Here is a 24,250-nt window from a genome sequence, read left to right as displayed (position 1 = left end):
AAACTTACAAAGTAACCTAAATCTTCAACTTCTTTTTTTAGAGCAATCACACTAGGTTTATTTATCACAAAAAGCACCTCTATATTTTTTGAACAGATAGCTTGTTATCACAACGTTTAAATAACAGCTTAAAATCAGAGTTCCAGGTGTCTCTAAAGATTATTAAACATCATTAAACATTATTGATTAAACTGATCACATAAACCTTTCGATATATCCGTTCAAAGAATCAATAACTAATCTGTCTATTTTCCCTGTTAATTGGTCAATACCGGTTTCCTTAGTAAACCTATTTTTAATAACTTCTAAATTCTCTTGTATTAATTTTCTTCTCCACCGAAAGCTCTAATATCACTTTCTAGCGAATCTTTACCAGCATAATAACTAGATCAAAGGCATTATATAAAGATAAAATTCATCGTTTGTTAGATTTGATAAAAAAACTAGTTTCTTTTTTTCATTTTTATCAGTTATCTGTCTGTGCTTTTTTTCTTCTTTTGATAACTCGCTCTCATCTCCAAAATAAATTCTATGTATTTCCCCAACATCCGAAATTTCACTTCCATCTGAGATTTTAATTCATTTTTAGGCAATGATTCTAAAATATCTATATTTTCTATATTATTTTTAACATTATAAACTCCCCTTTAAATATATTTCTAATTGTATTGTAACTCAAAAAAGAATTAAAAAGTAGAACATAACCTATCAAATTATGTAAGCCAAGCTGCTGAATGATAAAGTAAGGAATATAACTATTAGAGGTATTACTTTAATTATCCCGCTAAAAATATATAGCAACATTCCAACGCCTAAACCCAAAAATAGAGGAAATAAAATTTTCTTAATATAATGTCCGATATTTTTGGTTAAATATTTTACTCACTTCTTATGACACACTCAGCTTATACTTATGGTATACATGAAATGATATAAAATCATGTGTTCCAAACCTTGTGTAATCAAGGTTATTTTTCATCTTAAAAAGAAAAAAGATAGAGCATAAAATCTACTCTATCTTAATCTTGTCAGTCCTTCTAGCACTTTTTCTGAGTTTGTCTTAATTAGTATTAAGACAAGCTGGCACTTTCAAAATTATAAGCTATCCAGCGACGCATAATATAAATGATGTGTCATAATATTATTTAGTAATCAACCTATTTATACTTGATTTTTGTAATCCTGTATTCAATAAAATCCTAATATTGAATCCTGATTTTCCATAGCTTAATCTATACCAATAGTAGTTTATATACTCAATCATTCCGAATAAAAATAATCCAATACCAATTATAAAATCTTTATTACTGCTTCTAATAATTGGTATCACTAAACTTATGACGACTAATACAATCATATTTAATCGTCTTAAAAATTTTAAGAGTTCTATCATCTTATGATTAACTCTTTTCTTGTTGACTATTAAAATATATCTATAAAACCAATACAGACTTCCTTGTAATAAGATAAGTATAAGATATGAAAATGCAACTAAACTAGCCATTCCAAGATCTAATAATCTATATACAAAAATAAAAGTTAATAAAGCTGCAAATTCACCTATTGCTAGGTTTAACAACTGTTTCTTTATCCTACTCAATCTATCACCTCCAAGCTTTATGACCCCTAAAATTACTATGTCGCATAATCTACTTTTTATTAGAATCCAGTATTATACCTAGAGTAAGTCCTAAACTTGGTCCAATAGTTATTCCAAAAAGTAATTTATCAAATATCATTCCTAGTATTATCCCAAATGCTGTACCAAATATTAGTCCTAGACCTATGAAATTTCCCTTACCTTCATTGTTATCATTGTTGGACATACGGGCACCCCCTAAACTTAATTTCCATAACTAGAATTTATATACCGTTGAACTTAATACTACTAATGTTCATCAATTTATAGTTTTGAGTTTTACTTAATTCTTATTGTGACAAACTCACCTTGCCAGTTGCAAGTTATTCCATTATTCTGATACACGAAATTGGATAAAATCGTGTATCCAGAATCCCGTTACATCGGGGTTCTTTTTATTTAGTACACTGAAATACACGATTATGTGGTATAATAGATGTAATCATGTATCGGTTTTATGGAAGGAGAGCCGCTTAAAATGCCTTACAACGTCCAACCCCTCCGTACTCAGCAAGAAATAAACGACTTTTTATTCTGTTTAAGACGGAATCAGAACGCCGAACGGGATGTTTTTCTGTTTTTGATCGGCATTAATAGTGGGTTACGCATGTCCGACATCGTTAAATTGAAGAAACAGGACATTTTAACGCCAAAAAATCCCCGCATTGTGGAACAAAAGACGGGGAAAACACGTATATTGTATTTAGGAAGCTTGCAAGATCTCATTCAGGAGTATACTAAAGCCCTGGGACCGGCCGATTATCTCTTCCCCAGCAGCAAAGGGGGCCATTTAGAAGTGAATACGGTCTATCAAATGTTTCAGAAGGTCGCCAAGCTCTTGGGGAGAGATGATATTGGGACGCACACGCTTCGTAAGACGTTCGGCTACCACTATTACAAGAAAACCAAAGACGTGGCCACACTGATGGAAATATTTGGACATAGCAGCGAGAAAATCACTAAACGTTACATTGGGATCAATGAGGATGAAATAAGTGAAACCTTGTTGAACTTTAGACTAGGCTTTTAAAGTCCTTAAAAAATTAGTAGACAAATGGACTGATGTTATTCAGCCTATTTGAATATGAAATTTCAAGGAAACAATATAAATTTTAAAAATGATTAATGTGAATTTTGGTGTCGAGTAAAATCATTTTTATGTGGAAGTATCCAAGTGAAATATGGTATGAGGTATCAGTTTCCAGACCATATTTTCAATTTCTTTTGTAGTATTTTTTGACTCGTATAAAAAGCATACAAATTACCGTCACTATCTCCCCCATCATAATGTACATTGGAAAAGGTATGTCCGGCATTTTCAAATGTATGAAGCTCAGTGCTTGCCGCTGAAATTGAGTCTGATTCAATTATTTTACCCATATCTGTACTAGGCCACGTTAAATCTTCAACTCCTGCAAACATCAATATATTTCCTGTGAATTTTGATACATCTAATTTAGATTTTTTATAATTCTTACTGTGTTTCAATTCTGAACGAAATGAGTTTACTAATGGTAATTTTCTATTGAACAGTCTTTGAGCAACAGTTCGAAAAGAAAATGTAATATGAGGCAATTCTTCCCCGTCTATTGTCCAAGCAGAAGATTTATCTGTTCCAGAAAATATAAATGCTGATGGTGAAAACAATACTACATTTGATACTTGTTTATATTGAGTGGCTAAAAGCAGAGCCAATTCAGCCCCTCTGGATGCACCTACAATAGTAATCGAGCTCGATGGGTTGATATTTTCTTTTATGTAAAATATAATTTCATCGAAAAAACTAATGTCTATTTTATTTAAAGAATGAGGTAGATTGGGTTTGCCATAGTAATATAAAGATAGTACGTTGTACCCTTTTTGTGCAATCTCAAATCCCATATTAAACCAACAGCTCCCTTCGGATCCACCAAAAGTAATGACTGTCGAATCATTTGTACTTGTTTCAGGAAAAAAACGATACCCTTGGATTTTATTTGAATTGACTTTTGTAATTTTAACTTCCATTAATAACTCCTTCCTTGAGTTACCCAAAGTGTTTGTACTGTTACTAACATTGTAGGGTACTGCGGTTCTTGAAGTTTCAACTTCAGGTTCTAAAGTATGAGTTCATTAATTAGATTTAAGGCAAACTAAGGAGCAAAACCGTAAAAGAATAAGATATATAAAGAATATCCTACATAGAGTAATCCTACTAATATAGAGAAAAACATAATCATTATTATATATTTAAGAGCAGTTGGCTGGATATCAGCCTGCACTATCCATATGTAAAAACGCCATACGAGAGCTATTGCAAGGGGTACGACTAATCCAAAATACAAAGCAGATAGTCCGTTAAAATAAATATTAACTCCTTGATCACTCGAGATTAAAGAGCTAAAAGAGAAAGCTCCTAAAAAGATGATAAATGCTAGGCTGATAACGATTGAATAAAGTCGAAATTTATTTTTGTGTTTATCTGGTAATTTAAGATTAAAAGAAATTAATAGATGTACTGCAGCTATTATTATTGCAACGATAAACTCTGGTAAAAATTGCATATTGGTTTCCTTCTTCCAGTTTATTTTAGCTATTATATCTATTTTCTTAAGTTTCACTCAATTCTTAGTGTGACAAACTCACTTCTTTTATTATTTAAAATCTTTCATCCAGTCGACCATTGGAACTGGCTCAAAATCTTCGTCATGCAGGTTAGGTTTTCGATGGTTAAATCATGTAAGAACACAATTAAGTATAATATTAGTGCAATATCTAAAATAATAACACTTAAGATTTCTAATCGATTATTTTTCATAAGGAACACTCCTATCTACAATAAGTTATGATATCGTCAACTCCAAAAATAAGTGTTGCAAGACCAACTAATGCTGATCCACGTACTTTAAAACGTTTAATTTAAGCTGAAAAATCATGAAAAGCTACATTGGAATTAAGGAAAATGAAATTAGCGAAATTTTATTAAATTTTAGATTAGGTTTTTAAATTAAAATAGTCTGAAAATTAAAGTAACGCAATAAAATTATATTTTTATTTGTTATTTCCTTTATTTTCAATAATAAGTACTTTGATTGCTACAACTATAAGTAGTAAAGGAATAGCCCAAACAAAACTAGATAAAAATTCTGAATTAAACGCGTTTTTTATTGTTTCTTTGTTGTTAAGCATAAAAATAAATCGAGTACCTAAAAGAACTACTACGAACGATAAATAAGAATAAGCAAAGGTTTTAATAAACTTTTTACCTCTATCTGACAAATTATTTCCTTCTTTCTAATGTTTAGTGATTATTTTTTGAAGTAACATTAATACAAAAAGTGGAATGAAAACTAACGATTGTACAGCAAGTGTTTGAATAATTGCTCCCAAAGGACCAGAATGGTCTGAAAACAAGTAAATATTTGTGAACAATACTATAAACGTTACAACAAAAAAAGTTATAGATCTCTTTAGAGTTATCTTTTTTTTCATTTTTTAGCTCCTTTTCCATTTAATTATTTTAAATAAAAAGTAATAATGTTTGAATACATATGTTTTCAGCTTTGGATAAACTTTAATCATTTTTTATTTTCAGTATTTTTTAATATATACATGCTAAATATAAAATTAAGTTGGAAAAGATAACTAGCTATTCTTGCAAGAATCCCATCTTGAAAAATAAAAATTAAACCTATAAAAAAGTTAAATAGTGCTAGATAAAAAATTGGTTGTTTAAAAATTTTTTTATTCAAAAAAAAACCTCCTATAATATATAATCTTAAATTAAATAAAATTTAGAATGTGATTGGGGTAATCTATGTCCTATTAAATTTATTTAACAGTAGTGTAGCATTTATTTCTGCTATTTTAGATTGGTTTAGGCTAATTATCTTTTCAAGGTATCGGTAACTATTAATACTACTACAATAGTAAGGATAAGTACTCCAAGTACATACCTTGGTGCGTGGCTTAATTCATTGAAAAGTTGACTCGTTTCTCCATAATCAAAAATAAGTTTCTTTATTATATTGAATCCTATAAAAAGTAAGGCATATAAAAAACCTTCTTTTAATCGGCTTACTTTAGTTTTTTCCATTTTAATTTTTACTCCTTTAATTTTCAGTCCCGACTATCTATTATTAGGGCTTCTCTTTTAATAAATGGTCAGTTGAAACTTGATAATAGGTACTTAATTTAACCAGGTTGTCTAAGTCAGGATAGCTGATGTCATTTTCCCATTTTGAAATGGATTGTCTTGAAATATGTAACTCTTCGGCTACATCGTTCTGAGAAAAACCTTTTTTGATTCGACTGCTTTTTAATTTTTCGCCTAATAACAATGATCCTCCTCCTCATCTTTACTTATTACTATCATACTGAAAGTAAGGTTTATTGCCTATAACGCAATAGTTTACAAGGTAGCAACCAATGGTTGCTACCTTGTAAACCAATACGTTCTTTTCGTTTTAGTAGATTAAAGAGATAATAAGAGTAGGAATTAGACCGTGAGGAGATTAACTATGGGAGCTATCATAATGAAAAAACTAACTAAAAGAAGTTGTTATCAGATTGTATCAATTTTAACTTTTTGTGGGGCTATTTTAGCTGTATTAAACAACGAACTTATTTCTGGCTATATTTTAATTATTTTAGGTTATTGTCTCCTGCGAAAATCAGATTTAGAAAACTAATTAATCCTGTCTATCAACTAACAGATAAACTCTACAAACATATGAATTGAGTTTATTTGAGATACCATTATTTTATAATAAAAGTATAAAGGGGTATCATTTATGGCTAATCAATCAAAAGAATATGTTCATAACTTGTATAATAGTATTTCACACTCTGATTTAACAAATGTTGAAGATTTAAAAGAAGTTCTTCTCAACGTTTATTCTACATTAGATGACCCTCAAGAAAATGTCAGTTTAATTAATCGATTGGTAAATTATATCTATCTTACTGCTATAACAGAAAAAATTAAATTTAATGAGGAGCAGCAAAACCTCATCAGTAAATTAAATGATATTGGCTAATATTGGTGGTAAAGCTGGAGTGAATGGTACTTATCGTTCTCCGATAGGTAGCAAACATTCTTTTTAAAAAAGTATTAACAAGTAAAAAAAAATCGTATCATAAGATTTAGAACGTTCTAAACTAAATTGAAGTTAGGAGATTAATTTAATGGCAAAAAATAAAAAAATTAATTCTAACCAGTCACCCGTAATTTCGTCAATTTTTCCTTGTGTTGGAATTTTCATAGGATTGATTTATGGAATAATAACAAAAGATATTGTAACAAATGTAGTAGTAGGCATGGGATTTGGAGTTGTAGTAGGAATAATTATAAATTACTTTAAAAAATAATATTTTAATATTTATCTGTTCTACTTAACATGTACTATGTTTAAAGGAATTAAAATTAACATAATTACCATTCCTTTTGATAATTTATATTAAAAACTAAGGTATACCTCATGCTCAACTGCTGGTTGATACCCTAGTTGACTAAAACAACTGATACTATCGTGTGTATTTTTCTAACTTCCTTTATAGTTTAGATATAGGAGGTGAGGTACATGGAATTAGGAGATAAATTAAAAAGTCTTCGTAAAGAACACAATTACTCTCAAAATCAACTAGCCGATAAACTCTATGTAACAGCTCAAGCTATTTCTAAATGGGAGAATAATAAGTCTGTTCCAGACATTATTAATTTAGTAGGACTAAGCGACTTATATAACGTTAGCCTGGATTACCTAATTAAGTCAGATAAAGAATTACAAAGTAAGCTATCTATAGGTACTATCCGTTTGAAAATATTTAAGTGGTTTGTATTCTCTATTATTTTGATTAGTCTGTTCCTGATCATTACTTTAGCTAAAGCTCAATTTTTTATGTTTCAACATGGTATAGGGACATGGTTGGTTATGGGCTGTATTTTACTCTTTATCCTTTCTATTTTTTTAAGTTTATATTTTTATATAATTAAAAAAGATCATTTTATATTCTTATGGATTGCCCTTTTAACGTTAAGCGCTTTAATTTGTTTAAGTATATTTTATGACTATATTACAGCTGTATTATTTTTCTGATTAGATCTATAAAAAGTATTTTCACAGAATCCTTTATTTTAGGATTCTTTTTTTTTGAGATATGTAAAATTTACATAAAGTACAAATTATAAGAAGTTGAAATCTACACTTTGCGGTAATGTAAACAAACATATACACTAAATAAATGGCCATTGGAATTTACAATAGACAGAAATTTTCTTTATTTTAATGTACTTTAAAGTTACTAGGAGGAATCAAAATGAATTTCAGTAAGCAATTAAAAAAATATCGAGAGTTAAATGGATATTCTCAAGAGGTATTAGCAGAAAAAATCTATGTTACTCGTCAAACTATTTCAAAATGGGAAAATGATAAAACGTATCCTGACATCCATAATTTAATTGCTCTGAGTCTTCTTTTTGATATTTCTTTAGATGAATTAGTTAAAGGAGACGTGAAAGTTATGAGAAATATTATTGCAAATGAACAAATGGATAAAGATACTAAAAAAATGTTACTATTTGTACTTTTATCATTAGTTGTAGGAGTTCCAAGTGTGGTTATTTTTGGCGCAAAAGGTTTAATACCTTTTGGTATTTTATGGGCATTCGTTATGTATTTTGCAAATAAAATAGAAATAGCAAAAAAGAAACACAATATAAAAACGTTCAAAGAAATTATTGCGTTCTCAGAGGGAAACTCCAATTTAGAAGAGTTACAAAAGAAACGAAACAATAAAAATTATTTAAAAGAAAAAGTATTTATTGTATTTACTTTTACACTAGTAGTTGGTGTATTAGCTTTGATTATTAGCTTTGTAACAGAGCTCTTTTTAAAACTATAGATACTTAGTAAAAAAAATCCTTCAGAATATTTCTGAGGGATTAAAATACGTTTTAGGGTAAATATTTCTATAATCATTAGAGTTAACATAATTTCCAAATACCCAAGTCGCCCGCTGTCATTAATGACAGCGGGCGACTTGGGTATTTTAATCAAAACCTACATTATTTTTTGAAAAAGCGGCTAAAAAAACCTTGTTTTTCAGGAGCATTTTCCATTTGTAACTGTTCTTCTTTTTTTCCAATGCAAGCTGATTTTGGTTATTCATCATGGTTTCTACTTGATTTGCTAGATTTACGTTACTTTCCGTTAAATTTTTAACTAAAGTTTCATAATGATTAATCGTTTCATTGTACTTAATTAGTTGGTTATCATAACGCAATAATTGCTCATCTTTTTTTTGTATTAGATCATTCTGGCTAATCAATACCTTTTGTATTGACGTTATATCGTTATTATCAGCGTTATGATTTCCTATTTCGTTAGGCGTATCAACGTTATATTCCATATTTAATATCTGCTCTATAGCAGTCTCTATAGTCATTTTCGGGCGACTTTTCAACGCAATAATTTGATTGATCGTTGTTATATTATCGTTAGTATATAAACGGTAATTTCTATCATCTCGTTCAAAGTATTTTCCGCTTTTTGCGTTTTTATCAATCATTCCAGCATATTTTCTAAGTGTAGGTAATTGTATACCAAGCTTTTTAGCTGCTTCTTCTGTAGTTATGTATTCTGTAACACCTTCTACATCTTTCATAACGCACCACCTTAAAATACTCATTTAGAGTTATTTTAAATACTTTCATAGAGATATACAATGTAAAAAATTACATTATTGCTCTAGCCAATTATGGAGAGGAACCTTTTGTTTTTCAGGAGGAACTTTTTCCATAAAATTAAATTCTAAATGGGAAACTATCCCACCACGGCCACGGCCTTTTTTTTTCTTCTTTACGATCTCAAATTTTTTATAAAGAGGAGCTAATTCTTTTTCTATTTGCTGTAATACTCTTTTATCAATATCTGTTACTCTATAACTTTCTGGAATATCTAATATTCGTCTAAATTCGTCAATTTTGACAATATAAAAACCAGTGCTTTTATATTGCTTTAACAATCGGAACATTGTTTTAGCATAACCACTTCTTAACTCCGTAAACCCTTCTAATTCAAATCGTGTAAAGTTAGTTGTAATTTCATTTAAAACATAACTAAATTCTTGATTAACTCCTATAGTTACAGTATTTTTTTCTTTATTAATTCTATAGATTGGAAACAATACAAATCGAACAATTTCAGTTTCATCTTCATAACGAAAATTTAGATTCAACATTTTTGAGTACATATTTTCTAAATCATGAATAAATCGTACTTTATCTCTAGAAGAATAATTTGTTAGTTTCTTTACTTCGTCAAAAGTTAATGTAATTGGTTCGGATCCTTTAAGTTTCATTTTTGAACATAAAGAGAAAAACAAATCAAACTCAACAGGATTAAATTTTCTAAAACTGACTTCATTCATAATATTGTTGTATTTAACGATTTCATTACTCAAAAGGCGACCTCCATTCATTAAGGGGACAGAAAAAACTTATGTACCTTTAATAATATCAGATTGATTAAGTTAGCACAATAAAACGATTGCAAAAAAGACAGTTTATGCAGATCTCATGTAACAAAGTGTCCCCTTAATAGCAACAAAATGTCCCCTTAATAGCAACAAAATGTCCCCTTAATAGCAACAAAATGTCCCCTTAACAGCAACAAAATGTCCCCTTAATGTAGCTGTATCCCTTTTGGGAGTAAGTACAAATCGGTCCTAAAAGGTTTTAAAAAGTATTTAAAAAGGTTTATAAAAGATATATAAAACAATTAGCTGTAAATGTTTTTAAACAATTAAATATAGAAAGGAAAACTTGCTACGCAAGTTAAAAAAATTTTATATAGTTCAAAACCATCAGCAGCGTTCAATGTCTCGACTTACGCTCGACGGTTCGAACCATTGCGTGTGTTAAATCCAAAATAACAGCTCTAATTTCAATCTTAATGTTAAACCTTATAAAAGGCGTTCGATTAATTTAAAATGGATCTAACGTCGTTTTTAGTGGCTTTAAATTGATTTTAACTTTCTATTTCTAGTAATTGTTTCATTTTTGTATTTTTAAACCACTAACTTTTTTCAATGATCCCAATTTTCACCATACATTAAAGGCATTCAGTAGCCACATAAGCGCTACAACAACGATACCGGTCGGGACACTCGCATATAAATTCGTTGCAGCCGTTCGCATGGTTAGTTTTTGATTGGTTCGCTTGATTTCAGCATTTAACTGATTAAAGACTTGGTCCATGGTTTTTGTGATGGTTTGGTTGATCTCGCTTAATTGGTGGTTGTTCTGGCTCATTTCTTGCTGGATCTTCGCGATCTCCGTCTTGTTTTTGTCTAACAGGTCGTTCAGGATCGTTTTCAGGTGTTTCAAGGATTCGGTTGACTGCTTTTGAGCTGTCTCGTTGTAGTTGGTTTGTGTGGTTTCTAAGTCTTTCAAGTTGCTGTTGAAGCTGTTCAGGACTGTATTTGTCACTTGTTGTATCTCTTGTAAGTTGTTCTCCAGATTGGCTTTCTCCAAACTTTTCTGTTGCAGCGTCGCTCCGCTGTAGTTCCGGATCTCGGTCAAGACTTGGATCAATTGCTGCAGATCCTGGTTCAAACTTTCTTGGTTCGGTTGTTGGTTTGTCGTTTCGGGTGTTTGTTGGTTCAAATTGTCTCTCAAAGCCATTTATGATGGTCTCCTTTTCGTAATACTCGCCTAATTTTTTAGCGCGGACTTTTTTATTTTCTGCTACATGTTGATACGTCACGGTTTTTCCTCGTTCAATCACGTTTACGCCATTTTCAGCCAGTTTTTCTTTAAACGCGTCAAAATTAGGAGTGGTTTGTTTGGCTTGTTCGATTTTTTCTCTGATCTCGTCTTTCCAGCTGGTCTGTCCTGGTCGTTCTAGGATACCTTTTTCTGCGGCAGTGTAGCGAATTTGGGCCGGTTCTTCTGGAACGGTTAAGCCATGAGCCAAACAAATTTCGTCGTTGATTTCTTTTACTTTTTCAATCGCCTCCACGCCATGCGCTTGAAATTTCAAACCCGTATCTAGATTGACGCTATTAATGACTAAGTGATTATGGATATGATCTTTATCGGTGTGGGTGTAAATGGCCACCTGGTGACTGCTAGCGACTTTTTGCGCTAATTCGTAACCTAGTTCATTGGCTTGTTCCGGAGTGACCTCACCGGGCTTAAATGACTGAATAAGGGTATGCGCTTGGACCTTATCGTCTTTTCCATAGATCATGCGGGTAGCTTTCATTTGGGTTTTGGCATAAGTGACATCACAATTTAAGCCGCTTTTGACGGTCGCACGCGGTTCAGCGTAGTTAATGCAGCGTGAACAACTGGTGCTGCGAGCTAATTTAATGGTGGCCATATCAGTTTCCTTTCTTCATTTTTTTTCTAGAAAAGTAATCAAATAGTAGCGTTAGAAGTCCATAAATAATAGTGGTTAACACCACTTCTGTGGCAATTTTTGCTCCCTCAATGGGTTGATTCGAAAAATAATCCATTCCCACTCGGATAAGAAAAACGGCGAAACCAAACGAAACAAGTTGTAGAACTGATCTCCTGTTGATTAATTTAGATTTTTCCATAGTTGATTCAACTCCTTTTGTGTCTTTTGTAATTCAGCCGTTAGGTTGGCAGCTAAATTCGGATCGAGTTCTGTCGTATTCGCGGCTCGTGCCATTTGGTTGATATTGTTGCCGATTGCGCGTAATTGTTTGGCAATTTCAATCGCGCCTGCTCGGTCCACTTTTGGTGTCACGAGCTTAGCCCCTTGTGCCTTGCTTTTGACAAAAGCCGGCACACTCATTTGCAAACTTTCAGCGGAGCGCTTCAACTTTTCAAATTCGGGTTCGCTCACTCGAAAGCTGATTTGTTTCGGCTCTTTGCGCTTCGGGTTTCTCTCAGCTGAAGTGTCCTCAAAAATCTCTCGTTCGCTCAACGTCCCACCCCCTGTTTTTCTTCTCTGTCGTTCAGAAACCAAGCATACCACTAAAACGCTTTCGGTTTCCAGTGGTATGCTTGGTTGAAGGGGTTTGGCAAGCTCTATGTTTGCTAGCCACTTCGTGGCGCAAACGATCTTGTTGGGGGACGCGCTGCTCCCCCAATCCCCCTGTAAACCCCGGTCAAAACGTAGCCGTTTTGAGCCAAAAAAGAGACGGGAAATGTGTCCATTTCGGTCTCTTTTTCTGGAAAGATCAAGCCGTTTTTTTTCGTCGTTGGTGTCGAAAAAAATGCCCATTTATTCGCTATTTTTTTTCGGAAATGGGTCCGAAAAAAATGGCCCTTTATGCACTGTCTTTTTTCGGTAGTTGATCCGAAAAAAAGAGGAGCTTATCAAACAAAAAAGATAGAAAACACCCTTTTTCAAAGTGGTTTTCTATCTTTTATAGTACGGTAGTAGCCTTTATTTTTTCTATTTGTATCAGGATTTTAACCCTTAGCAGAAGCATACTCGATTTCTTCGACCATTTCAGGCTTTTGTTCAATCAGTTGTAATAACCTTCTAGCGCTTCCGTTCGGGTGGGACTTTCCGGCTTCCCAAGCTTCAACGGTTCTAACCGATACCCCTAAAAGGTCTGAAAAAACTTTTTGTGTCATTTGAGTTTTGTCACGAACTGTTTTGATCTCTGACGGATTGTATGCCGGTAAATTATTTAAGGTATATTTTTTTACGGTTACCTTGTTTGGTTCATGATTAGCGAACTGCATTAACTCACTCATGCTATCTCTTAGTGTATCACGCATATTAATTAGCCCCTTTTTTAGTTATTTTTTTAAAGTCAGTGATAAATTGTTTGATTTCTTTTTTATCTCTATCGGTCAAAGACTCTTTTGCGCTTTTAGGATAGACATCTAAAAAGGCATACGTATTTTCTAAAGCAATAAAATAGATGATTCGATACGAACCGCTTTTACCTTTTTTGGAAGATTCAGGACTAAATCTTAATTTGATTGCCCCACCTGTTTTTTGAATAGTATCTCCTAAATAAGGTCTTCCAATATGATTTTCTTGTTGGTTAAAATGGGATAAAAGACTTTCCATTTCTTCTTTATCTGATTGAGTTAATCCGCATTTTTTCCATTCTTTGTCAAATGCAGGGGGATATAAAAAGGTTAAATTTTTTTCTTCGTTGCTCGTCATAAGCTCTCCTTACATGGGAAATACTATTTTATCGTACTTCTGATTTTATTATATACGATAAAATAGTAGCTTTCAATAGAACATAATTAAAATGTTACAAGATATATTAAATAATTTTTTCTAGTATAAATAAAAACAGTAAAAAATCAAAAAATAAATTACATTTTGATTTTTTACTGTTTTTATTTATGTACTTATTTCTCTGGAAAATCTTTCAAAGGTATTTTATTTTCCCTTCTTTTTTGAAAATAAATTTAACCCAGAAGAGATAAATAATAGAATACCGGTCAACATACTTAAGTTAAAAATGCTCTCTTTTAAAAAAATGAAAAACAAACTATTTAAAACTATAATTATAATACTGCATACAAAAGTAACACCATACAAAAGAGAATTTATCGCGTATTCTTTTCCAAATATTTTTATCATTTCAGACCTCCTATTTCTCTACCTTATTTCTGGATTAATTAACAGACAGGTATAAACGACAGCGTAAACCGAATAAAATAAACACCTAGTAATCGACTATTTTTGGTAGACCCTATTCGAACTAATCATTTTTTCTCGTTAATATTTTTTCTGCAAAAAATTGAACAATATAAATCACCATAACATAAAAGATAACTCTAACAATAAAACTAGCAACATTATTTGTAATTAAGGGTTCAATAGTATGATCAAACAAAATCGTACTAAAAAATACAGTTAAAAATACAGTTACTCCATTTTGTAGTTTAGACAATTAAAACTCTCCTTTTTAGTATTGCTCTACTGTTATCAATTATCAGATACATGAAATTACTTAGAATCATGTATCGAAAAATATGATCTGGAAATGTTTATTTATTTTCTCTAGATATTTTTTAAGTAGAACAATTCTACGTAACCGATATAATTATATTATTAAGACAAACTCATTTTATTCTTTTTCTTGTGTTTTTTTTTCGAGTAACCACCATTATTAAAAGACCTATTCCATAAGCGATATTAGCCTCTATAGGTATTGAATCATTATTAAGCATTAAAAATATAGAAATTGTAAAAAGCAAAATAATTAAACCGCTTATCATTATGTTCGTGTGTTTCTCTGACATACTTACCACTCCCATCTTTTAGTTAGATTATAGCAAATAATAGTTATATTTTATTTGAATTTTACTCAATTCTTATTGTGACAAACGCACCTTTATTTTAGGGTACACTATTTTACATAGAATAATGTATCTAGAATCTTTAGATAATAAGGTTATTTTTTCATTTTTTGATATTTTAAATTATGTATCTTCAAATCCTTTTGGAGCTCTATTTCAACAGAGCTCGTTGGTCCATTTTCTTCAGGAGCTTCTACATATAAAAGTTTATTAAATCCTACAGAAAGCCAAAATTTCAAACCCAAATAATTTGAACCAGAAACTAGTAATTCAGACGTTAAAAAACCTTTATCCAAATATTGTTTATCTAATGTTTGAATAGCTAATTTTCCTAAACCGAGCTTTCTATGTTTTTCCCTAATATACAGGTGTAAAATATAGATATTAGTTTTTGACTCTTCCCATACCCACAGATAGCCAATTAATTGATCCAAATAATAAATGCTCAAGCATTTTGTTAACTCTTTTGGAATACTTGGAATTATTGTTTGGATATCTATCAAAGGCGGTAAAGGGTCTCTACCCTCTACCTGATTAAAATAAGGCCTGGCTTCTTCAAAAATATTATTTAGTTCTTGCCGTTCTTTTTTTATTGAACTAGAAAGTCTGATTATATTCATACTGTTTTCCTTTCTCATTAATACATGAATTTAGATAGAATAGTGTATCCATAATCTTGTTAAACTGTTTTTTTTTAACTGTTTCCTTCTTATTATTTTAACGAAGAGCGCATTTATACACGATTAAAAAATTCGTGGGATTTTAAAAATTCACTCCGCTCATGTTCAAAGAGAAAAGTAAAAAGTGAAAATAAAAACAGAAATTAGCTGTTGATTTTAAAATTTCTAATCAACAGCTAGTTTCTATTATTTATTTTTAAATTTATAAATTAGTAGAGAATTCAACTAAAGTATTTAGTAATTTTTTTTGTTCTCTTCCAACTCCGTTAAACATCATGTTTATTCTACAAGCTAAAATTAGAGATACATTTGCTACTTGCTTTTTAAATTCAGCATCTTTAAATATATGCATTTGTTGTAATTGATCTTTTTTTTGATTAGAAGTACTAAAACTTACAAAGTAACCTAAATCTTCAACTTCTTTTTTTAGAGCAATCACACTAGGTTTATTTATCACAAAAAGCACCTCTATACTATTTTTTTGAACAGATAGCTTGTTATCACAACGTTTAAATAACAGCTTAAAATCAGAGTTCCAGGTGTCTCTAAAGATCTATTAAACATCATTAAACATTATTGATTAAACTGATCACATAAACCTTTCGATATATCCGTTCAAAGAATCAATAACTAATCTGTCTATTTTCCCTGTTAATTGGTCAATACCGGTTTCCTTAGTAAACCTATTTTTAATAACTTCTAAATTCTCTTGTATTAATTTTTCTTCTCCACCGAAAGCTCTAATATCACTTTCTAGCGAATCTTTACCAGCATAATAACTTTTGCCTAGATCAAAGGCATTATATAAAAGATAAAATTCATCGTTTGTTAGATTTGATAAAAAAACTAGTTTCTTTTTTTCATTTTTATCAGTTATCTGTCTGTGCTTTTTTTCTTCTTTTGATAACTCGCTCTCATCTCCAAAATAAATTCTATGTATTTCCCCAACATCCGAAATTTCACTTCCATCTGGAGATTTTAATTCATTTTTAGGCAATGATTCTAAAATATCTATATATTTTTCTATATTATTTTTTAACATTATAAACTCCCCTTTTAAATATATTTAATAATTCTAATTGTATTGTAACTCAAAAAAGAATTAAAAAGTAGAACATAACCTATCAAATTATGTAAGCCAAGCTGCTGAATGATAAAGTAAGGAATATAACTATTAGAGGTATTACTTTAATTATCCCGCTAAAAATATATAGCAACATTCCAACGCCTAAACCCAAAAATAGAGGAAATAAAATTTTCTTAATATAATGTCCGATATTTTTGGTTAAATATTTTACTCACTTCTTATGACACACTCAGCTTATACTTATGGTATACATGAAATGATATAAAATCATGTGTTCCAAACCTTGTGTAATCAAGGTTATTTTTCATCTTAAAAAGAAAAAAGATAGAGCATAAAATCTACTCTATCTTAATCTTGTCAGTCCTTCTAGCACTTTTTCTGAGTTTGTCTTAATTAGTATTAAGACAAGCTGGCACTTTCAAAATTATAAGCTATCCAGCGACGCATAATATAAATGATGTGTCATAATATTATTTAGTAATCAACCTATTTATACTTGATTTTTGTAATCCTGTATTCAATAAAATCCTAATATTGAATCCTGATTTTCCATAGCTTAATCTATACCAATAGTAGTTTATATACTCAATCATTCCGAATAAAAATAATCCAATACCAATTATAAAATCTTTATTACTGCTTCTAATAATTGGTATCACTAAACTTATGACGACTAATACAATCATATTTAATCGTCTTAAAAATTTTAAGAGTTCTATCATCTTATGATTAACTCTTTTCTTGTTGACTATTAAAATATATCTATAAAACCAATACAGACTTCCTTGTAATAAGATAAGTATAAGATATGAAAATGCAACTAAACTAGCCATTCCAAGATCTAATAATCTATATACAAAAATAAAAGTTAATAAAGCTGCAAATTCACCTATTGCTAGGTTTAACAACTGTTTCTTTATCCTACTCAATCTATCACCTCCAAGCTTTATGACCCCTAAAATTACTATGTCGCATAATCTACTTTTTATTAGAATCCAGTATTATACCTAGAGTAAGTCCTAAACTTGGTCCAATAGTTATTCCAAAAAGTAATTTATCAAATATCATTCCTAGTATTATCCCAAATGCTGTACCAAATATTAGTCCTAGACCTATGAAATTTCCCTTACCTTCATTGTTATCATTGTTGGACATACGGGCACCCCCTAAACTTAATTTCCATAACTAGAATTTATATACCGTTGAACTTAATACTACTAATGTTCATCAATTTATAGTTTTGAGTTTTACTTAATTCTTATTGTGACAAACTCACCTTGCCAGTTGCAAGTTATTCCATTATTCTGATACACGAAATTGGATAAAATCGTGTATCCAGAATCCCGTTACATCGGGGTTCTTTTTATTTAGTACACTGAAATACACGATTATGTGGTATAATAGATGTAATCATGTATCGGTTTTATGGAAGGAGAGCCGCTTAAAATGCCTTACAACGTCCAACCCCTCCGTACTCAGCAAGAAATAAACGACTTTTTATTCTGTTTAAGACGGAATCAGAACGCCGAACGGGATGTTTTTCTGTTTTTGATCGGCATTAATAGTGGGTTACGCATGTCCGACATCGTTAAATTGAAGAAACAGGACATTTTAACGCCAAAAAATCCCCGCATTGTGGAACAAAAGACGGGGAAAACACGTATATTGTATTTAGGAAGCTTGCAAGATCTCATTCAGGAGTATACTAAAGCCCTGGGACCGGCCGATTATCTCTTCCCCAGCAGCAAAGGGGGCCATTTAGAAGTGAATACGGTCTATCAAATGTTTCAGAAGGTCGCCAAGCTCTTGGGGAGAGATGATATTGGGACGCACACGCTTCGTAAGACGTTCGGCTACCACTATTACAAGAAAACCAAAGACGTGGCCACACTGATGGAAATATTTGGACATAGCAGCGAGAAAATCACTAAACGTTACATTGGGATCAATGAGGATGAAATAAGTGAAACCTTGTTGAACTTTAGACTAGGCTTTTAAAGTCCTTAAAAAATTAGTAGACAAATGGACTGATGTTATTCAGCCTATTTGAATATGAAATTTCAAGGAAACAATATAAATTTTAAAAATGATTAATGTGAATTTTGGTGTCGAGTAAAATCATTTTTATGTGGAAGTATCCAAGTGAAATATGGTATGAGGTATCAGTTTCCAGACCATATTTTCAATTTCTTTTGTAGTATTTTTTGACTCGTATAAAAAGCATACAAATTACCGTCACTATCTCCCCCATCATAATGTACATTGGAAAAGGTATGTCCGGCATTTTCAAATGTATGAAGCTCAGTGCTTGCCGCTGAAATTGAGTCTGATTCAATTATTTTACCCATATCTGTACTAGGCCACGTTAAATCTTCAACTCCTGCAAACATCAATATATTTCCTGTGAATTTTGATACATCTAATTTAGATTTTTTATAATTCTTACTGTGTTTCAATTCTGAACGAAATGAGTTTACTAATGGTAATTTTCTATTGAACAGTCTTTGAGCAACAGTTCGAAAAGAAAATGTAATATGAGGCAATTCTTCCCCGTCTATTGTCCAAGCAGAAGATTTATCTGTTCCAGAAAATATAAATGCTGATGGTGAAAACAATACTACATTTGATACTTGTTTATATTGAGTGGCTAAAAGCAGAGCCAATTCAGCCCCTCTGGATGCACCTACAATAGTAATCGAGCTCGATGGGTTGATATTTTCTTTTATGTAAAATATAATTTCATCGAAAAAACTAATGTCTATTTTATTTAAAGAATGAGGTAGATTGGGTTTGCCATAGTAATATAAAGATAGTACGTTGTACCCTTTTTGTGCAATCTCAAATCCCATATTAAACCAACAGCTCCCTTCGGATCCACCAAAAGTAATGACTGTCGAATCATTTGTACTTGTTTCAGGAAAAAAACGATACCCTTGGATTTTATTTGAATTGACTTTTGTAATTTTAACTTCCATTAATAACTCCTTCCTTGAGTTACCCAAAGTGTTTGTACTGTTACTAACATTGTAGGGTACTGCGGTTCTTGAAGTTTCAACTTCAGGTTCTAAAGTATGAGTTCATTAATTAGATTTAAGGCAAACTAAGGAGCAAAACCGTAAAAGAATAAGATATATAAAGAATATCCTACATAGAGTAATCCTACTAATATAGAGAAAAACATAATCATTATTATATATTTAAGAGCAGTTGGCTGGATATCAGCCTGCACTATCCATATGTAAAAACGCCATACGAGAGCTATTGCAAGGGGTACGACTAATCCAAAATACAAAGCAGATAGTCCGTTAAAATAAATATTAACTCCTTGATCACTCGAGATTAAAGAGCTAAAAGAGAAAGCTCCTAAAAAGATGATAAATGCTAGGCTGATAACGATTGAATAAAGTCGAAATTTATTTTTGTGTTTATCTGGTAATTTAAGATTAAAAGAAATTAATAGATGTACTGCAGCTATTATTATTGCAACGATAAACTCTGGTAAAAATTGCATATTGGTTTCCTTCTTCCAGTTTATTTTAGCTATTATATCTATTTTCTTAAGTTTCACTCAATTCTTAGTGTGACAAACTCACTTCTTTTATTATTTAAAATCTTTCATCCAGTCGACCATTGGAACTGGCTCAAAATCTTCGTCATGCAGGTTAGGTTTTCGATGGTTAAATCATGTAAGAACACAATTAAGTATAATATTAGTGCAATATCTAAAATAATAACACTTAAGATTTCTAATCGATTATTTTTCATAAGGAACACTCCTATCTACAATAAGTTATGATATCGTCAACTCCAAAAATAAGTGTTGCAAGACCAACTAATGCTGATCCACGTACTTTAAAACGTTTAATTTAAGCTGAAAAATCATGAAAAGCTACATTGGAATTAAGGAAAATGAAATTAGCGAAATTTTATTAAATTTTAGATTAGGTTTTTAAATTAAAATAGTCTGAAAATTAAAGTAACGCAATAAAATTATATTTTTATTTGTTATTTCCTTTATTTTCAATAATAAGTACTTTGATTGCTACAACTATAAGTAGTAAAGGAATAGCCCAAACAAAACTAGATAAAAATTCTGAATTAAACGCGTTTTTTATTGTTTCTTTGTTGTTAAGCATAAAAATAAATCGAGTACCTAAAAGAACTACTACGAACGATAAATAAGAATAAGCAAAGGTTTTAATAAACTTTTTACCTCTATCTGACAAATTATTTCCTTCTTTCTAATGTTTAGTGATTATTTTTTGAAGTAACATTAATACAAAAAGTGGAATGAAAACTAACGATTGTACAGCAAGTGTTTGAATAATTGCTCCCAAAGGACCAGAATGGTCTGAAAACAAGTAAATATTTGTGAACAATACTATAAACGTTACAACAAAAAAAGTTATAGATCTCTTTAGAGTTATCTTTTTTTCATTTTTTAGCTCCTTTTCCATTTAATTATTTTAAATAAAAAGTAATAATGTTTGAATACATATGTTTTCAGCTTTGGATAAACTTTAATCATTTTTTATTTTCAGTATTTTTTAATATATACATGCTAAATATAAAATTAAGTTGGAAAAGATAACTAGCTATTCTTGCAAGAATCCCATCTTGAAAAATAAAAATTAAACCTATAAAAAAGTTAAATAGTGCTAGATAAAAAATTGGTTGTTTAAAAATTTTTTTATTCAAAAAAAAACCTCCTATAATATATAATCTTAAATTAAATAAAATTTAGAATGTGATTGGGGTAATCTATGTCCTATTAAATTTATTTAACAGTAGTGTAGCATTTATTTCTGCTATTTTAGATTGGTTTAGGCTAATTATCTTTTCAAGGTATCGGTAACTATTAATACTACTACAATAGTAAGGATAAGTACTCCAAGTACATACCTTGGTGCGTGGCTTAATTCATTGAAAAGTTGACTCGTTTCTCCATAATCAAAAATAAGTTTCTTTATTATATTGAATCCTATAAAAAGTAAGGCATATAAAAAACCTTCTTTTAATCGGCTTACTTTAGTTTTTTCCATTTTAATTTTTACTCCTTTAATTTTCAGTCCCGACTATCTATTATTAGGGCTTCTCTTTTAATAAATGGTCAGTTGAAACTTGATAATAGGTACTTAATTTAACCAGGTTGTCTAAGTCAGGATAGCTGATGTCATTTTCCCATTTTGAAATGGATTGTCTTGAAATATGTAACTCTTCGGCTACATCGTTCTGAGAAAAACCTTTTTTGATTCGACTGCTTTTTAATTTTTCGCCTAATAACAATGATCCTCCTCCTCATCTTTACTTATTACTATCATACTGAAAGTAAGGTTTATTGCCTATAACGCAATAGTTTACAAGGTAGCAACCAATGGTTGCTACCTTGTAAACCAATACGTTCTTTTCGTTTTAGTAGATTAAAGAGATAATAAGAGTAGGAATTAGACCGTGAGGAGATTAACTATGGGAGCTATCATAATGAAAAAACTAACTAAAAGAAGTTGTTATCAGATTGTATCAATTTTAACTTTTTGTGGGGCTATTTTAGCTGTATTAAACAACGAACTTATTTCTGGCTATATTTTAATTATTTTAGGTTATTGTCTCCTGCGAAAATCAGATTTAGAAAACTAATTAATCCTGTCTATCAACTAACAGATAAACTCTACAAACATATGAATTGAGTTTATTTGAGATACCATTATTTTATAATAAAAGTATAAAGGGGTATCATTTATGGCTAATCAATCAAAAGAATATGTTCATAACTTGTATAATAGTATTTCACACTCTGATTTAACAAATGTTGAAGATTTAAAAGAAGTTCTTCTCAACGTTTATTCTACATTAGATGACCCTCAAGAAAATGTCAGTTTAATTAATCGATTGGTAAATTATATCTATCTTACTGCTATAACAGAAAAAATTAAATTTAATGAGGAGCAGCAAAACCTCATCAGTAAATTAAATGATATTGGCTAATATTGGTGGTAAAGCTGGAGTGAATGGTACTTATCGTTCTCCGATAGGTAGCAAACATTCTTTTTAAAAAAGTATTAACAAGTAAAAAAAAATCGTATCATAAGATTTAGAACGTTCTAAACTAAATTGAAGTTAGGAGATTAATTTAATGGCAAAAAATAAAAAAATTAATTCTAACCAGTCACCCGTAATTTCGTCAATTTTTCCTTGTGTTGGAATTTTCATAGGATTGATTTATGGAATAATAACAAAAGATATTGTAACAAATGTAGTAGTAGGCATGGGATTTGGAGTTGTAGTAGGAATAATTATAAATTACTTTAAAAAATAATATTTTAATATTTATCTGTTCTACTTAACATGTACTATGTTTAAAGGAATTAAAATTAACATAATTACCATTCCTTTTGATAATTTATATTAAAAACTAAGGTATACCTCATGCTCAACTGCTGGTTGATACCCTAGTTGACTAAAACAACTGATACTATCGTGTGTATTTTTCTAACTTCCTTTATAGTTTAGATATAGGAGGTGAGGTACATGGAATTAGGAGATAAATTAAAAAGTCTTCGTAAAGAACACAATTACTCTCAAAATCAACTAGCCGATAAACTCTATGTAACAGCTCAAGCTATTTCTAAATGGGAGAATAATAAGTCTGTTCCAGACATTATTAATTTAGTAGGACTAAGCGACTTATATAACGTTAGCCTGGATTACCTAATTAAGTCAGATAAAGAATTACAAAGTAAGCTATCTATAGGTACTATCCGTTTGAAAATATTTAAGTGGTTTGTATTCTCTATTATTTTGATTAGTCTGTTCCTGATCATTACTTTAGCTAAAGCTCAATTTTTTATGTTTCAACATGGTATAGGGACATGGTTGGTTATGGGCTGTATTTTACTTTATCCTTTCTATTTTTTAAGTTTATATTTTATATAATTTAAAAAGATCATTTATATTCTTATGGATTGCCCTTTTAACGTTAAGCGCTTTAATTTGTTTAAGTATATTTTATGACTATATTACAGCTGTATTATTTTTCTGATTAGATCTATAAAAAGTATTTTCACAGAATCCTTTATTTTAGGATTCTTTTTTTTTGAGATATGTAAAATTTACATAAAGTACAAATTATAAGAAGTTGAAATCTACACTTTGCGGTAATGTAAACAAACATATACACTAAATAAATGGCCATTGGAATTTACAATAGACAGAAATTTTTTATTTTAATGTACTTTAAAGTTACTAGGAGGAATCAAAATGAATTTCAGTAAGCAATTAAAAAATATCGAGAGTTAAATGGATATTCTCAAGAGGTATTAGCAGAAAAAATCTATGTTACTCGTCAAACTATTTCAAAATGGGAAAATGATAAAACGTATCCTGACATCCATAATTTAATTGCTCTGAGTCTTCTTTTTGATATTTCTTTAGATGAATTAGTTAAAGGAGACGTGAAAGTTATGAGAAATATTATTGCAAATGAACAAATGGATAAAGATACTAAAAAAATGTTACTATTTGTACTTTTATCATTAGTTGTAGGAGTTCCAAGT

39 protein-coding genes and 5 pseudogenes are annotated in these 24,250 nt (G+C 30.4%); 14 read left to right on the top strand and 30 right to left on the bottom strand.

All coding sequences use genetic code 11. From position 1 onward, the window contains the following. Nucleotides 1–1,141: 1,141 nt before the first annotated feature. Complete coding sequence (locus BR65_RS00340; protein WP_034536076.1) at nucleotides 1,142–1,600, bottom strand: hypothetical protein; 459 nt, start codon at nucleotides 1,598–1,600, stop codon at nucleotides 1,142–1,144. Nucleotides 1,601–1,649: 49 nt separating this feature from the next. Then, complete coding sequence (locus BR65_RS13730) at nucleotides 1,650–1,826, bottom strand: glycine zipper family protein (protein ID WP_156098822.1); 177 nt, start codon at nucleotides 1,824–1,826, stop codon at nucleotides 1,650–1,652. 291 nt (nucleotides 1,827–2,117) lie between these two features. Between BR65_RS13730 and BR65_RS00335 the strand changes: the two genes are divergently transcribed. Next, on the top strand, nucleotides 2,118–2,669 hold the full coding sequence (locus BR65_RS00335; RefSeq protein WP_034536075.1) for a tyrosine-type recombinase/integrase: 552 nt from the start codon (nucleotides 2,118–2,120) through the stop codon (nucleotides 2,667–2,669). A 164-nt stretch (nucleotides 2,670–2,833) separates the two neighbouring features. On the opposite strand, the gene BR65_RS00330 is transcribed toward BR65_RS00335, so the two are convergent. Further along, nucleotides 2,834–3,646, bottom strand: a complete 813-nt coding sequence (locus BR65_RS00330; RefSeq protein ID WP_034536074.1) for an acyl-CoA thioester hydrolase/BAAT C-terminal domain-containing protein — start codon at nucleotides 3,644–3,646, stop codon at nucleotides 2,834–2,836. 125 nt (nucleotides 3,647–3,771) lie between these two features. After that, complete coding sequence (locus BR65_RS00325; protein WP_022797278.1) at nucleotides 3,772–4,182, bottom strand: hypothetical protein; 411 nt, start codon at nucleotides 4,180–4,182, stop codon at nucleotides 3,772–3,774. A gap of 364 nt (nucleotides 4,183–4,546) precedes the next feature. On the opposite strand from BR65_RS00325, the pseudogene BR65_RS14200 reads away from it, so the two are divergent. Further along, nucleotides 4,547–4,624 (top strand): annotated as a pseudogene (locus tag BR65_RS14200) (tyrosine-type recombinase/integrase); the annotation flags it as partial. A gap of 45 nt (nucleotides 4,625–4,669) precedes the next feature. Here BR65_RS14200 and BR65_RS00320 read toward each other — a convergent pair. The 4 genes and pseudogenes from BR65_RS00320 to BR65_RS00305 all read right to left on the bottom strand — a co-directional run. After that, nucleotides 4,670–4,897, bottom strand: a complete 228-nt coding sequence (locus tag BR65_RS00320) for a hypothetical protein (RefSeq protein ID WP_034536073.1) — start codon at nucleotides 4,895–4,897, stop codon at nucleotides 4,670–4,672. Nucleotides 4,898–5,196: 299 nt separating this feature from the next. After that, nucleotides 5,197–5,370 (bottom strand): hypothetical protein, encoded by a 174-nt coding sequence (locus BR65_RS13725; protein ID WP_156098821.1) that lies wholly within the window; start codon nucleotides 5,368–5,370, stop codon nucleotides 5,197–5,199. 134 nt (nucleotides 5,371–5,504) lie between these two features. Beyond that, complete coding sequence (locus BR65_RS00310) at nucleotides 5,505–5,714, bottom strand: hypothetical protein (protein ID WP_034536072.1); 210 nt, start codon at nucleotides 5,712–5,714, stop codon at nucleotides 5,505–5,507. A 52-nt stretch (nucleotides 5,715–5,766) separates the two neighbouring features. Next, nucleotides 5,767–5,958: pseudogene (locus BR65_RS00305) on the bottom strand (helix-turn-helix domain-containing protein); the annotation flags it as partial. Nucleotides 5,959–6,138: 180 nt separating this feature from the next. Here BR65_RS00305 and BR65_RS13885 point away from each other — a divergent pair. The 5 genes from BR65_RS13885 to BR65_RS00285 all read left to right on the top strand — a co-directional run bounded on the left by BR65_RS13885 (nucleotide 6,139) and on the right by BR65_RS00285 (nucleotide 8,521). Further along, nucleotides 6,139–6,309, top strand: a complete 171-nt coding sequence (locus BR65_RS13885) for a hypothetical protein (RefSeq protein WP_169741883.1) — start codon at nucleotides 6,139–6,141, stop codon at nucleotides 6,307–6,309. 102 nt (nucleotides 6,310–6,411) lie between these two features. After that, the gene (locus BR65_RS00300) at nucleotides 6,412–6,657 is read left to right on the top strand and encodes a bacteriocin immunity protein (RefSeq protein WP_051932555.1); all 246 of its coding nucleotides are present in this window, start codon (nucleotides 6,412–6,414) and stop codon (nucleotides 6,655–6,657) included. Nucleotides 6,658–6,805: 148 nt separating this feature from the next. Continuing rightward, on the top strand, nucleotides 6,806–6,988 hold the full coding sequence (locus BR65_RS00295; protein WP_034536070.1) for a hypothetical protein: 183 nt from the start codon (nucleotides 6,806–6,808) through the stop codon (nucleotides 6,986–6,988). 212 nt (nucleotides 6,989–7,200) lie between these two features. After that, nucleotides 7,201–7,716, top strand: a complete 516-nt coding sequence (locus BR65_RS00290) for a helix-turn-helix domain-containing protein (protein WP_034536102.1) — start codon at nucleotides 7,201–7,203, stop codon at nucleotides 7,714–7,716. A gap of 220 nt (nucleotides 7,717–7,936) precedes the next feature. After that, nucleotides 7,937–8,521: a helix-turn-helix domain-containing protein gene (locus BR65_RS00285; RefSeq protein WP_034536099.1), complete on the top strand. Its 585-nt coding sequence runs from the start codon at nucleotides 7,937–7,939 to the stop codon at nucleotides 8,519–8,521. Nucleotides 8,522–8,668: 147 nt separating this feature from the next. Here the strand turns inward: BR65_RS00285 and BR65_RS00280 are convergent, their stop codons facing one another. The 16 genes from BR65_RS00280 to BR65_RS13715 form a co-directional block, all read right to left on the bottom strand. Next, nucleotides 8,669–9,283 carry a MerR family transcriptional regulator gene (locus BR65_RS00280; protein WP_034536096.1) on the bottom strand — a complete coding sequence of 205 codons (615 nt, stop codon included), beginning with the start codon at nucleotides 9,281–9,283 and terminating at the stop codon, nucleotides 8,669–8,671. Nucleotides 9,284–9,358: 75 nt separating this feature from the next. After that, nucleotides 9,359–10,081, bottom strand: coding sequence for a replication initiation protein (locus tag BR65_RS00275; protein WP_051932560.1), 723 nt, complete (start codon nucleotides 10,079–10,081; stop codon nucleotides 9,359–9,361). A gap of 640 nt (nucleotides 10,082–10,721) precedes the next feature. Further along, complete coding sequence (locus tag BR65_RS13720; protein ID WP_156098823.1) at nucleotides 10,722–10,931, bottom strand: hypothetical protein; 210 nt, start codon at nucleotides 10,929–10,931, stop codon at nucleotides 10,722–10,724. Next, a complete protein-coding gene (locus BR65_RS00270; protein ID WP_034536092.1) occupies nucleotides 10,861–12,003 on the bottom strand; it encodes a relaxase/mobilization nuclease domain-containing protein in 1,143 nt (380 codons plus the stop codon). The genes BR65_RS13720 and BR65_RS00270 overlap by 71 nt, the downstream gene beginning before the upstream one ends. Nucleotide 12,004: 1 nt before the next feature. After that, nucleotides 12,005–12,223 carry a hypothetical protein gene (locus BR65_RS00265; RefSeq protein WP_034536089.1) on the bottom strand — a complete coding sequence of 73 codons (219 nt, stop codon included), beginning with the start codon at nucleotides 12,221–12,223 and terminating at the stop codon, nucleotides 12,005–12,007. Next, nucleotides 12,205–12,576 carry a MobC family plasmid mobilization relaxosome protein gene (locus tag BR65_RS00260; protein ID WP_051932558.1) on the bottom strand — a complete coding sequence of 124 codons (372 nt, stop codon included), beginning with the start codon at nucleotides 12,574–12,576 and terminating at the stop codon, nucleotides 12,205–12,207. Before BR65_RS00260 ends, BR65_RS00265 begins: the two co-directional genes overlap by 19 nt. A 491-nt stretch (nucleotides 12,577–13,067) precedes the next feature. Continuing rightward, a complete protein-coding gene (locus tag BR65_RS00250) occupies nucleotides 13,068–13,382 on the bottom strand; it encodes a helix-turn-helix domain-containing protein (protein WP_034536085.1) in 315 nt (104 codons plus the stop codon). 1 nt (nucleotide 13,383) lies between these two features. Then, the gene (locus BR65_RS00245; RefSeq protein WP_034536083.1) at nucleotides 13,384–13,779 is read right to left on the bottom strand and encodes a type II toxin-antitoxin system RelE/ParE family toxin; all 396 of its coding nucleotides are present in this window, start codon (nucleotides 13,777–13,779) and stop codon (nucleotides 13,384–13,386) included. A gap of 225 nt (nucleotides 13,780–14,004) precedes the next feature. Further along, the gene (locus BR65_RS00240; protein ID WP_034536082.1) at nucleotides 14,005–14,208 is read right to left on the bottom strand and encodes a hypothetical protein; all 204 of its coding nucleotides are present in this window, start codon (nucleotides 14,206–14,208) and stop codon (nucleotides 14,005–14,007) included. A 121-nt stretch (nucleotides 14,209–14,329) separates the two neighbouring features. Then, the gene (locus BR65_RS00235) at nucleotides 14,330–14,521 is read right to left on the bottom strand and encodes a hypothetical protein (RefSeq protein WP_034536081.1); all 192 of its coding nucleotides are present in this window, start codon (nucleotides 14,519–14,521) and stop codon (nucleotides 14,330–14,332) included. A gap of 172 nt (nucleotides 14,522–14,693) precedes the next feature. Next, nucleotides 14,694–14,873, bottom strand: coding sequence for a hypothetical protein (locus BR65_RS00230; RefSeq protein ID WP_034536080.1), 180 nt, complete (start codon nucleotides 14,871–14,873; stop codon nucleotides 14,694–14,696). Between the two features lie 152 nt (nucleotides 14,874–15,025). Further along, complete coding sequence (locus tag BR65_RS00225; RefSeq protein ID WP_081901333.1) at nucleotides 15,026–15,568, bottom strand: GNAT family N-acetyltransferase; 543 nt, start codon at nucleotides 15,566–15,568, stop codon at nucleotides 15,026–15,028. A gap of 244 nt (nucleotides 15,569–15,812) precedes the next feature. Continuing rightward, entirely contained in the window at nucleotides 15,813–16,067 is a 255-nt protein-coding gene (locus BR65_RS00220) for a hypothetical protein (RefSeq protein ID WP_034536078.1), read from the bottom strand. Between the two features lie 132 nt (nucleotides 16,068–16,199). Continuing rightward, the gene (locus BR65_RS00215) at nucleotides 16,200–16,652 is read right to left on the bottom strand and encodes a hypothetical protein (protein ID WP_034536077.1); all 453 of its coding nucleotides are present in this window, start codon (nucleotides 16,650–16,652) and stop codon (nucleotides 16,200–16,202) included. Between the two features lie 515 nt (nucleotides 16,653–17,167). Next, complete coding sequence (locus tag BR65_RS00210; RefSeq protein WP_034536076.1) at nucleotides 17,168–17,626, bottom strand: hypothetical protein; 459 nt, start codon at nucleotides 17,624–17,626, stop codon at nucleotides 17,168–17,170. A gap of 49 nt (nucleotides 17,627–17,675) precedes the next feature. Then, nucleotides 17,676–17,852 (bottom strand): glycine zipper family protein, encoded by a 177-nt coding sequence (locus BR65_RS13715; protein WP_156098822.1) that lies wholly within the window; start codon nucleotides 17,850–17,852, stop codon nucleotides 17,676–17,678. A gap of 291 nt (nucleotides 17,853–18,143) precedes the next feature. Here BR65_RS13715 and BR65_RS00205 point away from each other — a divergent pair, with 291 nt between their 5' ends. Beyond that, on the top strand, nucleotides 18,144–18,695 hold the full coding sequence (locus BR65_RS00205) for a tyrosine-type recombinase/integrase (protein WP_034536075.1): 552 nt from the start codon (nucleotides 18,144–18,146) through the stop codon (nucleotides 18,693–18,695). Between the two features lie 164 nt (nucleotides 18,696–18,859). Here BR65_RS00205 and BR65_RS00200 read toward each other — a convergent pair whose 3' ends face one another. Next, nucleotides 18,860–19,672, bottom strand: a complete 813-nt coding sequence (locus BR65_RS00200) for an acyl-CoA thioester hydrolase/BAAT C-terminal domain-containing protein (protein ID WP_034536074.1) — start codon at nucleotides 19,670–19,672, stop codon at nucleotides 18,860–18,862. 125 nt (nucleotides 19,673–19,797) lie between these two features. Further along, a complete protein-coding gene (locus tag BR65_RS00195; RefSeq protein ID WP_022797278.1) occupies nucleotides 19,798–20,208 on the bottom strand; it encodes a hypothetical protein in 411 nt (136 codons plus the stop codon). 364 nt (nucleotides 20,209–20,572) lie between these two features. Here BR65_RS00195 and BR65_RS14195 point away from each other — a divergent pair. Continuing rightward, a pseudogene (locus BR65_RS14195) lies at nucleotides 20,573–20,650 on the top strand (tyrosine-type recombinase/integrase); the annotation flags it as partial. Between the two features lie 45 nt (nucleotides 20,651–20,695). Here the strand turns inward: BR65_RS14195 and BR65_RS00190 are convergent. The 4 genes and pseudogenes from BR65_RS00190 to BR65_RS00180 form a co-directional block, all read right to left on the bottom strand. Further along, nucleotides 20,696–20,923 carry a hypothetical protein gene (locus BR65_RS00190; protein WP_034536073.1) on the bottom strand — a complete coding sequence of 76 codons (228 nt, stop codon included), beginning with the start codon at nucleotides 20,921–20,923 and terminating at the stop codon, nucleotides 20,696–20,698. 298 nt (nucleotides 20,924–21,221) lie between these two features. Continuing rightward, nucleotides 21,222–21,395 carry a hypothetical protein gene (locus BR65_RS13710; protein WP_156098821.1) on the bottom strand — a complete coding sequence of 58 codons (174 nt, stop codon included), beginning with the start codon at nucleotides 21,393–21,395 and terminating at the stop codon, nucleotides 21,222–21,224. 134 nt (nucleotides 21,396–21,529) lie between these two features. After that, a complete protein-coding gene (locus BR65_RS00185) occupies nucleotides 21,530–21,739 on the bottom strand; it encodes a hypothetical protein (RefSeq protein ID WP_034536072.1) in 210 nt (69 codons plus the stop codon). Nucleotides 21,740–21,791: 52 nt separating this feature from the next. Then, a pseudogene (locus tag BR65_RS00180) lies at nucleotides 21,792–21,983 on the bottom strand (helix-turn-helix domain-containing protein); the annotation flags it as partial. Between the two features lie 180 nt (nucleotides 21,984–22,163). On the opposite strand from BR65_RS00180, the gene BR65_RS13880 reads away from it, so the two are divergent. From BR65_RS13880 to BR65_RS00160, 5 genes and pseudogenes are all read left to right on the top strand, one after another. Continuing rightward, a complete protein-coding gene (locus tag BR65_RS13880; protein ID WP_169741883.1) occupies nucleotides 22,164–22,334 on the top strand; it encodes a hypothetical protein in 171 nt (56 codons plus the stop codon). 102 nt (nucleotides 22,335–22,436) lie between these two features. Further along, entirely contained in the window at nucleotides 22,437–22,682 is a 246-nt protein-coding gene (locus BR65_RS00175) for a bacteriocin immunity protein (protein WP_051932555.1), read from the top strand. Nucleotides 22,683–22,830: 148 nt separating this feature from the next. Beyond that, a complete protein-coding gene (locus BR65_RS00170; RefSeq protein WP_034536070.1) occupies nucleotides 22,831–23,013 on the top strand; it encodes a hypothetical protein in 183 nt (60 codons plus the stop codon). Between the two features lie 212 nt (nucleotides 23,014–23,225). Then, complete coding sequence (locus tag BR65_RS13395) at nucleotides 23,226–23,630, top strand: helix-turn-helix domain-containing protein (protein WP_211251469.1); 405 nt, start codon at nucleotides 23,226–23,228, stop codon at nucleotides 23,628–23,630. A 324-nt stretch (nucleotides 23,631–23,954) separates the two neighbouring features. Next, nucleotides 23,955–24,250: pseudogene (locus BR65_RS00160) on the top strand (helix-turn-helix domain-containing protein); the annotation flags it as partial.

Origin of the sequence: Carnobacterium inhibens subsp. inhibens DSM 13024 (genome assembly GCF_000746825.1) — a bacterium.
In the GTDB taxonomy this organism is placed as follows: Bacteria; Bacillota; Bacilli; order Lactobacillales; family Carnobacteriaceae; genus Carnobacterium_B; species Carnobacterium_B inhibens.
Note: the sequence above shows the minus strand (reverse complement) of the source record. Positions and strands in the feature narration are given on the sequence as shown.

Bases quoted from the DNA above. Each gene is read 5' to 3' on its own strand.
- BR65_RS13730 (WP_156098822.1), bottom strand. From the start codon at position 1,826: ATGTCCAACAATGATAACAATGAAGGTAAGGGAAATTTCATAGGTCTA.
- BR65_RS00335 (WP_034536075.1), top strand. From the start codon at position 2,118: ATGCCTTACAACGTCCAACCCCTCCGTACTCAGCAAGAAATAAACGAC.
- BR65_RS00330 (WP_034536074.1), bottom strand. From the start codon at position 3,646: ATGGAAGTTAAAATTACAAAAGTCAATTCAAATAAAATCCAAGGGTAT.
- BR65_RS00325 (WP_022797278.1), bottom strand. From the start codon at position 4,182: ATGCAATTTTTACCAGAGTTTATCGTTGCAATAATAATAGCTGCAGTA.
- BR65_RS00310 (WP_034536072.1), bottom strand. From the start codon at position 5,714: ATGGAAAAAACTAAAGTAAGCCGATTAAAAGAAGGTTTTTTATATGCC.
- BR65_RS13885 (WP_169741883.1), top strand. From the start codon at position 6,139: ATGGGAGCTATCATAATGAAAAAACTAACTAAAAGAAGTTGTTATCAG.
- BR65_RS00300 (WP_051932555.1), top strand. From the start codon at position 6,412: ATGGCTAATCAATCAAAAGAATATGTTCATAACTTGTATAATAGTATT.
- BR65_RS00295 (WP_034536070.1), top strand. From the start codon at position 6,806: ATGGCAAAAAATAAAAAAATTAATTCTAACCAGTCACCCGTAATTTCG.
- BR65_RS00290 (WP_034536102.1), top strand. From the start codon at position 7,201: ATGGAATTAGGAGATAAATTAAAAAGTCTTCGTAAAGAACACAATTAC.
- BR65_RS00285 (WP_034536099.1), top strand. From the start codon at position 7,937: ATGAATTTCAGTAAGCAATTAAAAAAATATCGAGAGTTAAATGGATAT.
- BR65_RS00280 (WP_034536096.1), bottom strand. From the start codon at position 9,283: ATGAAAGATGTAGAAGGTGTTACAGAATACATAACTACAGAAGAAGCA.
- BR65_RS13720 (WP_156098823.1), bottom strand. From the start codon at position 10,931: ATGAGCCAGAACAACCACCAATTAAGCGAGATCAACCAAACCATCACA.
- BR65_RS00270 (WP_034536092.1), bottom strand. From the start codon at position 12,003: ATGGCCACCATTAAATTAGCTCGCAGCACCAGTTGTTCACGCTGCATT.
- BR65_RS00265 (WP_034536089.1), bottom strand. From the start codon at position 12,223: ATGGAAAAATCTAAATTAATCAACAGGAGATCAGTTCTACAACTTGTT.
- BR65_RS00250 (WP_034536085.1), bottom strand. From the start codon at position 13,382: ATGCGTGATACACTAAGAGATAGCATGAGTGAGTTAATGCAGTTCGCT.
- BR65_RS00245 (WP_034536083.1), bottom strand. From the start codon at position 13,779: ATGACGAGCAACGAAGAAAAAAATTTAACCTTTTTATATCCCCCTGCA.
- BR65_RS00240 (WP_034536082.1), bottom strand. From the start codon at position 14,208: ATGATAAAAATATTTGGAAAAGAATACGCGATAAATTCTCTTTTGTAT.
- BR65_RS00230 (WP_034536080.1), bottom strand. From the start codon at position 14,873: ATGTCAGAGAAACACACGAACATAATGATAAGCGGTTTAATTATTTTG.
- BR65_RS00225 (WP_081901333.1), bottom strand. From the start codon at position 15,568: ATGAGAAAGGAAAACAGTATGAATATAATCAGACTTTCTAGTTCAATA.
- BR65_RS00215 (WP_034536077.1), bottom strand. From the start codon at position 16,652: ATGTTAAAAAATAATATAGAAAAATATATAGATATTTTAGAATCATTG.
- BR65_RS13715 (WP_156098822.1), bottom strand. From the start codon at position 17,852: ATGTCCAACAATGATAACAATGAAGGTAAGGGAAATTTCATAGGTCTA.
- BR65_RS00205 (WP_034536075.1), top strand. From the start codon at position 18,144: ATGCCTTACAACGTCCAACCCCTCCGTACTCAGCAAGAAATAAACGAC.
- BR65_RS00200 (WP_034536074.1), bottom strand. From the start codon at position 19,672: ATGGAAGTTAAAATTACAAAAGTCAATTCAAATAAAATCCAAGGGTAT.
- BR65_RS00195 (WP_022797278.1), bottom strand. From the start codon at position 20,208: ATGCAATTTTTACCAGAGTTTATCGTTGCAATAATAATAGCTGCAGTA.
- BR65_RS00185 (WP_034536072.1), bottom strand. From the start codon at position 21,739: ATGGAAAAAACTAAAGTAAGCCGATTAAAAGAAGGTTTTTTATATGCC.
- BR65_RS13880 (WP_169741883.1), top strand. From the start codon at position 22,164: ATGGGAGCTATCATAATGAAAAAACTAACTAAAAGAAGTTGTTATCAG.
- BR65_RS00175 (WP_051932555.1), top strand. From the start codon at position 22,437: ATGGCTAATCAATCAAAAGAATATGTTCATAACTTGTATAATAGTATT.
- BR65_RS00170 (WP_034536070.1), top strand. From the start codon at position 22,831: ATGGCAAAAAATAAAAAAATTAATTCTAACCAGTCACCCGTAATTTCG.
- BR65_RS13395 (WP_211251469.1), top strand. From the start codon at position 23,226: ATGGAATTAGGAGATAAATTAAAAAGTCTTCGTAAAGAACACAATTAC.